The following is an 8,594-nucleotide window of genomic DNA, read 5'->3' as shown; positions in this document are numbered from 1 at the left end:
GGTGTGTCTACGAGACAGGGATTCGGTGGAGCCATGAACACCATTCTCGCTGATTGAGGACCGGCTGGAAGGTTCTCAGGCCCGGGTCGTCCGAAGTTGTCCACGTCCGGTGGATTCCGGGGTCATCCCGGCACCGAGGACCTCGTGAATGCTGGCCTGTTCAGGGACCGCGAATCTAGAGTGGCGGCCACACGCACAAAGACGGACCCCTCAGGAGGAATGGCGCAAGTGACTCCCCCACCCATCCGGCTCTTCAATACGATGACCATGCAGAAGGAGCTGCTGGAGCCCGCTGTCCCGGGCTGCGTCGGGGTCTATGTCTGTGGTCCTACCGTCTACAGTTACATTCATATCGGGAATGCTCGCACCTTCACGTCCTTCGACGTGGTGGTCCGCTATCTCCGGTACCGGGGCCTGAAGGTTCGCTACGTCCGGAACTTCACGGACGTGGACGACAAGATCATCAAGGCCGCGCACGAGACGGGCGAGGCCCCCGTGGCGTTGGCCTCGCGCTTCGTGGACATCTTCCACGAGGACGTCCGCGCGCTCCACATGCAGGACCCGGACGTGGAGCCGAAGGTGAGCGACCACCTTCCCGAAATCATCGCCATCATCCAGAAGCTGGTGGACAAGGGCTTCGCCTACGCGTCCCAGGGTGACGTGTACTTCTCGGTGAGCGCCGACAAGGACTACGCGAAGCTGTCCAAGCGGCACCTGGACGAGCTGTGCGTTGGCGAGCGCGTGCAGCCGGGAGATCAGAAGCGCGAGCCGCTCGACTTCGCGCTGTGGAAGGGTGCCAAGCCAGGAGAGCCCGCGTGGGAGAGCCCCTGGGGGCCCGGCCGTCCTGGCTGGCACATCGAGTGCTCCGCGATGAGCGCGAAGTACCTCGGCGAGACGTTCGACATCCACGGCGGGGCGTTGGACCTCATCTTCCCCCACCACGAGAACGAAATCGCGCAGAGCGAGTCCGCCAACGGGCAGCAGTTCGCGAAGTACTGGATGCACTGCGGCTTCCTGGACCTCGAAGGCGCGAAGATGTCCAAGTCGCTGGGCAACGTGGTGCGCCTGCGCGACGCACTGGAGAAGGTGGACGCGGAGGCCCTGCGCTTCTTCTTCCTCTCCACGCACTACCGCCATCCGCTCAGCTTCTCCGACAAGGCCCTGGCCGACTCGGAGGCGCGCATGGAGTACTTCTACGAGACGCTGCGCAAGGTGGATGAGCGCCTCGCGGGCAAGGACTTCGGCACGGGAGCGCTCCACGGCGAGCCGCACCGCTTCCTCGCGGAGTTCGAGTCCTCCATGGACGACGACTTCAACAGCGCGGGAGGCCTGGGCGCGCTGTCCGGCCTCTTCGGCCTGATGAACGAGCTGACCGACAAGCCGCCGGTGAAGGACAAGCCGATGGTGGGGCGGACGCTCCTGGCGTTGCGTGAGGACGTGCGCAAGGTGTCCGGCGTGCTCGGCCTGTTTGAAGACGACCCGAGCGCGTGGCTCCTGCGCCGTCGTGAGCGCGCGGTGCGCGAGCGCGGCATCGACGTGGCGGAGGTCGAGCGGCTGCTCGGTGAGCGGACGACCGCTCGGGCCGCGAAGGACTTCGCCGCGGCGGACCGGGTGCGGGCCGCGCTGAAGGAGAAGGGCGTGGAAATCATGGATACGGCTGGCGGCACCTCGTGGAAGGTGGCGACCGCGCAGGGCTGAAGGGCTGCGGTGCCCCGGGCCTTCGTGTTAGGGCTCGGGGCACCATGAAGCATGTGCTGTCACTGTTCCTGGCCCTGACGTCCGTTCCCGCGCTCGCCCAGCGAGTGCCCTTGAGCACTCCCGCGGAGAAGGCCGCCGCGAGCAGCATCGACCCGGATGTGTTGCGCGCGCACGTGCGCTTCCTCGCGAGTGACCTGCTCGAGGGTCGAGGCCCTGGCACCCGGGGCGACGCGCTGGGGCAGGCGTACATCGCGGCGCAGCTGGAGGCCCTGGGGCTGAAGCCCGCGGGCACCGACGGCACGTTCTTCCAACCGTTCGACCTGGTGGGTGTCACCGGCCATCCGGAGACGATGTCCATCCGCGCGCCGCTGGGCGCCGCGGAGCTGAAGTTCCACGAGGACTTCATCGCGGTGTCGGGCGTGCAGGTGCCCGAGGCGAAGCTGGACGCGTCCGAGCTCGTCTTCGTGGGCTACGGCATCCAGGCGCCCGAGTACGCGTGGGACGACTTCAAGGGGATGGACCTGCGCGGCAAGACGCTGCTCATCCTCAACAGCGACCCGGAGGATGATCCCCGGCTCTTCGGGGGGCGCACGCGCCTCTGGTACGGCCGCTGGGATTACAAGTACGAGCAGGCGGCGAAGGTGGGCGCGGCGGGCGCCATCATCCTCCACACCACGGCCAGCGCGGGTTACCCGTGGCAGGTGGTGCAGTCGTCGTGGACGGGCGAGCAGTTCGAGCTGCCCGCGACGTCGGGCCCCCGTCTTCAAGTGAAGGCCTGGGCCACCGAGGACGCCACGCGCCGGGTGTTGCAGCTCGCGGGGCGGGAACTGGAGACGCTCCGTGCCGCCGCGCAGTCGCGCGACTTCCAGCCGGTGCCGCTGGGGGTGACGGTGTCCACGCGCTTCGCGAACGACGTCCGTCGTCGCCCCACGGCCAACGTGCTGGCGATGCTGCCCGGCAGCGACGCGAAGCTGTCAGGCGAGGTGGTGCTCTACAGCGCGCACCATGACCACCTGGGCAAGAAGGAGGGTGGCAAGCCGGGTGAGGACACCATCTACAACGGCGCGCTCGACAACGCGGCGGGCGTGTCCGCGATGCTGGCGGTGGCGCGGGCGTACCGTGCGATGCCGCAGGCGCCGCGCCGCTCCATCCTCTTCGCCGCCGTGGCGGCCGAGGAGCAGGGGCTGTTGGGCTCGCAGTACCTGTCCGAGCATCCGCCCGTGCCGGCCGGCCGCATCGCCGCCAACGTCAACATCGACGGCGCCAACATCCATGGCCGCACGCGCGACATCACCGTCATTGGCCTGGGCAAGTCCAACCTGGATGGCGTCATCACCGCGCTGGCGAAGACGCAGAACCGCGTGGTGAAGGCGGACCAGCTTTCGGACCGGGGCTTCTTCTACCGCTCGGACCAGTTCAACTTTGCGCGGCGCGGCATCCCCGCCGCCTACTTCGGCAGCGGCATGGACTTCATCGGTCGCCCGGAAGGATGGGGCCGCCAGCAGCGCGAGGCCTGGGAGGCGAAGCATTACCACCAGCCGTCCGACGAGCTGCGCCCGGAGTGGGACATGACGGGCGCGGTGGAGGACGCACGCCTTTTCTTCCTGCTGGGGGCCCATGTCGCCCGCGCTCCGGAGCTGCCGCGCTGGAACAAGGGGGACGAGTTCGAGGCCGCTCGCCTGGAGGCGCTGGAGGCACTCAAGGCCCCCCGGACGCCGCCCTCCGAGGGGGCATCGAAGTAGGGCTGGAAGCGCTCCGTCCGCCGCTCGACGGGCGGGTACAAATGTCCAGTGTTTCGCCCCGCGAGGGTGTTAAACCTCGCGGATATGCCTGAGTTCCAGATCGTCAGCGACCACCAGCCCGAGGGGGACCAGCCGAGGGCCATTGGCGAGCTCACGGAGGGCGTGCTTCGGGGCGACCGCTACCAGACGCTCCTGGGCGTCACGGGGTCCGGCAAGACGTTCACCATGGCGAACATCATCGCCAAGGTGCAGCGGCCCACCCTGGTCATCGCCCACAACAAGACGCTGGCCGCCCAGCTCTACGGTGAGTTCAAGAGCCTCTTCCCGAACAACGCCGTCGAGTACTTCGTCTCGTACTACGACTACTACCAGCCCGAGGCCTACGTCCCGTCGTCGGACACCTTCATCGAGAAGGACTCGTCCATCAACGACAACATCGAGCGGATGCGCCACTCGGCCACCCACTCGCTGCGCACGCGCGACGACGTGGTGATTGTCGCCAGCGTGTCCTGCATCTACGGCCTGGGCGCGGCCCGGAGCTACGTGGACCTGGCGGTGCGCGTGGACGTGGGCGGGGAGATGGGGCGCGACACGTTCATGCGCCGCCTGGTGGAGGGCCAGTACGACCGCAACGACATGGACTTCCACCGGGGCACCTTCCGCACGCGCGGCGACACCGTGGAGGTGTTTCCCGCCTACGAGGAGGAGCGCGCGGTGCGCATCAGCTTCTTCGGCGACGAGGTGGAGCGAATCACCGAGTTCGACCCGCTGCGCGGCGTCACGTTGGGCACGCTGGACAAGATCGTCATCTTCCCCGCCAGCCACTACGTCGCGGGCGAGGACGTGCGCACGCGCGCGCTGCAGACCATCCGCGACGAGCTGTCCGAGCAGCTCCAGACGTTCAAGCGCGAGGGCAAGCTGCTGGAGGCGCAGCGGCTGGAGCAGCGCACGATGTTCGACCTGGAGATGATTGAACAGGTCGGCTACTGCAACGGCATCGAGAACTACTCGCGGCACTTCTCGGGCCGCGCCACGGGCGAGCCGCCCCCGTGCCTCATCGACTACTTCCCGCGCAACCTGCTGGTCCTCATCGACGAGAGCCACCAGACGGTGCCGCAGATTGGCGCGATGTACCGGGGAGACCGCGCGCGCAAGGAGACGCTGGTCACCTTCGGCTTCCGCATGCCCAGCGCGCTGGACAACCGCCCGCTGAAGTTCGGTGAGTTCGAGGAGCTGGTGCCCCAGGCCGTCTTCGTCTCGGCGACGCCTTCCGAGTACGAGCTGCAGAAGTCCCAGGGCGTGGTGGTGGAGCAGATCATCCGCCCCACCGGCCTGACGGACCCGGAGGTCGAAACGCGCCCTGTTGGCAACCAGGTGGATGACCTGCTCGAGGAGGTCCGCCTGCGTGTCACGCGCGGCGAGCGTGTCCTGGTGACGACGCTCACCAAGCGCATGGCGGAGGACCTCACCGAGTACTACGCGGACGTGGGCGTGCGCGTGCGCTACCTGCACTCGGACATCGACGCGATTGAGCGCATGGCCATCATCAGGGACCTGCGCAAGGGCGAGTTCGACGTGCTGGTGGGCATCAACCTCCTTCGCGAGGGCCTGGACATCCCCGAGGTGTCCCTGGTCGCCATCCTCGACGCGGACAAGGAGGGCTTCCTGCGCAGCCACGTGTCGCTCATCCAGACCATCGGCCGCGCCGCGCGCAACCTGAATGGCCGCGTCATCATGTACGCGGACTCCATCACCGACTCGATGAAGAAGGCGCTGGAGGAGACGACTCGCCGCCGCGAAATCCAGCGGCAGCACAACAAGGCTCACGGCATCACCCCTCGCTCCATCAAGAGCAACATCCTCAACTTCTCCGACCACGCCTACGACGCGGAGGGCGGCGGCACGTTGCCCATGGCGGCCGAGGGTGAGGACGACTTGCTCGAAGCGAAGGAGATCCGGCGGCTGGTGAAGGAGTTCACCGAGGAGATGCAGCGCGCCGCCGAGTCGATGGAGTTCGAGAAGGCCGCCGAGTACCGGGACAAGGTCCAGTTGCTCAAGGACATGGACCTGGGGCTCAAGCCCGCCTCGCGCTTCCTGCTGAAGGGGCCCACGAAGGCGCCGGACGAAGCCCCGAAGCGTGGACGGGGCAAGGGCGGCCGGGCGCGAGGGCGCCGTTAGGAGGCGTCTGCCATGGACGTGAAGCTCCAGGAGAAGCTCGACGCCCTTCCCACCGAGCCCGGCGTGTACCTGATGAAGGACCGCCGGGGGCAGATCATCTACGTGGGCAAGGCCATCAACCTGCGCAGCCGCGTGCGCTCGTACTTCACGCGCACCGGGGACACGCGCGTCTTCGTGTCGCTGCTGGATGAGCTGCTCGGCGACCTCGAGACGGTGCTCGTCCACAACGAGAAGGAGGCGCTGCTCCTCGAGAACGAGCTCATCAAGAAGCACCGGCCGCGCTTCAACGTCCTGCTCAAGGACGACAAGCAGTTCATCTCCCTGCGCCTGGACCGCACCCACGCGTACCCGCGCCTGGAAGTCGTCCGCAAGTACGAGCGCGACGGCGCGCGCTACTTCGGCCCGTACTCCAGCGCGGGCGCCATCCGCGAAACGCTGCGCATCATCAACCGCTACTTCCGCCTGCGCACCTGCACGGACCACGTGCTGGCCAACCGCAAGCGGCCCTGTCTGCTGTTCCAGATCGGCCGCTGCCCGGCGCCCTGCGTCCACCCGGTGCCCGAGGACGACTACCACCGCAGCGTGGACGAAGTGGTGATGTTCCTGGAGGGCAAGGCCAGCGAACTGGTGGAGGGTCTCCGCCTGCGCATGAAGCGCTCCGCCCAGGAGCTGAAGTTCGAGGAGGCCGCGCGGGTCAGAGACCAGCTCCTGGCGATTGAGCGCAGCCTGGAGCGCCAGAAGATCGCCACCACGGACTTCAAGGACCAGGACGTCTTCGCGCTGTTCCGCGAAGGCGACCGCATCATGTTCTACGTCCTCTGGGTGCGGCAGGGCCGGCTCAACGGCGGCCAGGCGTTCCCCTTCGGCAACCAGGAGTTCCCCAACGAGGAGCTGCTCGCCTCGTTCGTGAACCTCTACTACGACCAGGGCAGCTTCGTGCCGGAGGAGGTGCTGCTTCCGCTGGACCCCGAGGACGGCACCGACGGACTCGAAGGCCTGCTCTCCGAGCGGAAGGGCGAGCGCGTGCGCGTGCTGGTCCCCAAGCGGGGGGAGAAGCACGAACTGGTGCAGATGGCGGTGAAGAACGCCGAACAGGCCTTCGTGGAGCGCCGCCGCACCAAGGACGAGACGGACCAGGTCCTCTCACGCCTCCAACAGCGGCTGAACCTCAAGAACTTTCCGCGCCGCATGGAGTGCTTCGACATCTCGCACTTCCAGAGCTCCGCCATCGTCGCCTCGCAGGTGGCCGTCACGGATGGCGACGCGGACAAGTCCCGGTACCGGAAGTACAAGATCAAGACGGTGGAGAAGCAGGACGACTTCGCGAGCATGTACGAGGTCGTGACGCGGCGCCTCAAGCGAGGGCTGGAGGACGGCGACCTGCCGGACCTGCTCGTCATCGACGGCGGCAAGGGGCAGCTGGCGAGCGCGCACGCGGCCATGAAGGACCTGGGCGTGGACTCCGTCGACGTGGTGGGCCTGGCCAAGAGCCGCGACTTGGAGGTCTTCGACCGGGATGCGGAGAGCGCTCGCAGCCCCGAGCGGGTGTTCGTCGTGGGGCGAAAGGACCCCATCGTCCTGGCTCAGAACTCGGCGGAGATGTTCATGCTGACGCGCATGAGGGACGAGGCGCACCGCTTCGCCATCACCTTCCAGAAGCAGGTGATGCGCAAGAGTCGGGTGCGTTCGGCGCTGGAGGACATCCCGGGAGTGGGGGAGGTGCGGCGCAAGACGCTCTTGCGGCACTTCGGTTCACTCAAGCGCGTGGGCGAGGCGAGCATCGAGGAGCTGGCCGACGTGGTGGGCCCCGCCGTCGCTGAGCGTGTCCATGCGGGGCTTCACGGACACCCCGACGAAGAGGAGGAAGACCCTGTCCGGGAAGCATCCCTCGACGATGCCGTCGAACCGGCGAACGAAAAATCGCAGGGAGGGTCGCCACCCGGTGCCGCGTGATTAATTTCCACTTCGGACTGCGGGGGAAGTGCGCTGGAACCGCGACGTTCCTGGGGTTTTTAATTGCGACTGGGCTCGGCGCTGATTTATAGCGGTTGACGATTCGAGCCGTCCAAAGAGGGCGAGGGACCGACATGAGGCTGTATCCGAAGGTGATCCCGATCATCTCGCGAGAGGCGATTCAGCAGCTCATGCAGGATGGGGACATCGAGGTGGAGCCGATGCGCGTGGCGGACGCCGAGATGGACCTGTCGGCCATCATGCGTGAGTACCTCGCGAATGAAGAGCGTGTGAACCAGGCGACGCGCGAGGCGTTGGAGCGTCGCGGATATGACTACTCCAAGTTCAACCAGGTGAAGCGCGAGATGGCGGATGTCCGCGGCTTCAAGATGGGCGACGAGGGCATCGAGTACGTCATCAACCAGATGATCGAATTCCTCCTCATCAGCCGGAACGTGGAGGAGGTCTACTCGGCCGACAACTCGCTGCGTCAGAAGATTTTCGCGGTGATGAAGCGGCACCTGGACGTGGATGATGAAATCGACAAGGAGGCTCGCTCCCGCCTGAAGCACCTGCAGGAGGGCACCAGCGCCTTCGACATCGAGTACAACAAGACGGTGGAGCAGATCCGCCGGGCTCGAGGCCTCATCTAGTTTTCTTGGGGGAGAGGGGACTGCCGTTCCCCGCTCCGCTGCCTACCTTGTTTTACAAGGAGGCAGCGTCGATGGCGGGACCTCTCACCGCGTTTCTCTTGTCCGGGTTGCTGGCCGCGGGGCCAGGCGGGTTCACGTTCGAGGGCCGGCAGGCCAGCGCGCGGACCGAGCAGCCGGACGGTTTCTTCATCCAAGGACCGCTGCCCTTCACCGACCTGGCCGAAACCGGCCGAGGGAGCGCGGACCTCACCGTCGAGGACCGGGTCGACGCCCCCGAGGCCACGTACGGCGACAAGGCGAGCTTCTCCGCGTCTTTCCGCCTGGGGGCCACCGACTACCGGGTGGAGCTGTCCCAGGCCGGTTTCCCGCC

5 protein-coding genes and 1 pseudogene are annotated in these 8,594 nt (G+C 66.9%); all 6 read left to right on the top strand.

The features are described from left to right. The first annotated feature begins 219 nt into the window (after positions 1–219). Complete coding sequence (gene cysS, locus FJV41_RS46045; RefSeq protein ID WP_141648989.1) at positions 220–1,698, top strand: cysteine--tRNA ligase; 1,479 nt, start codon at positions 220–222, stop codon at positions 1,696–1,698. Positions 1,699–1,742: 44 nt separating this feature from the next. Continuing rightward, positions 1,743–3,440, top strand: a complete 1,698-nt coding sequence (locus tag FJV41_RS46040; protein ID WP_174461896.1) for a M28 family peptidase — start codon at positions 1,743–1,745, stop codon at positions 3,438–3,440. An 84-nt stretch (positions 3,441–3,524) separates the two neighbouring features. Continuing rightward, the gene (gene uvrB, locus FJV41_RS46035) at positions 3,525–5,618 is read left to right on the top strand and encodes an excinuclease ABC subunit UvrB (RefSeq protein WP_141648988.1); all 2,094 of its coding nucleotides are present in this window, start codon (positions 3,525–3,527) and stop codon (positions 5,616–5,618) included. Between the two features lie 12 nt (positions 5,619–5,630). After that, complete coding sequence (uvrC, locus tag FJV41_RS46030) at positions 5,631–7,571, top strand: excinuclease ABC subunit UvrC (protein WP_141648987.1); 1,941 nt, start codon at positions 5,631–5,633, stop codon at positions 7,569–7,571. Between the two features lie 134 nt (positions 7,572–7,705). Further along, a complete protein-coding gene (locus tag FJV41_RS46025; RefSeq protein ID WP_141648986.1) occupies positions 7,706–8,224 on the top strand; it encodes a DUF507 family protein in 519 nt (172 codons plus the stop codon). 71 nt (positions 8,225–8,295) lie between these two features. Then, positions 8,296–8,594, top strand: a pseudogene (locus FJV41_RS46020) (hypothetical protein); the annotation flags it as partial.

Source organism: Myxococcus llanfairpwllgwyngyllgogerychwyrndrobwllllantysiliogogogochensis (assembly GCF_006636215.1).
In the GTDB taxonomy this organism is placed as follows: Bacteria; Myxococcota; Myxococcia; order Myxococcales; family Myxococcaceae; genus Myxococcus; species Myxococcus llanfairpwllgwyngyllgogerychwyrndrobwllllantysiliogogogochensis.
Note: the sequence above shows the minus strand (reverse complement) of the source record. Positions and strands in the feature narration are given on the sequence as shown.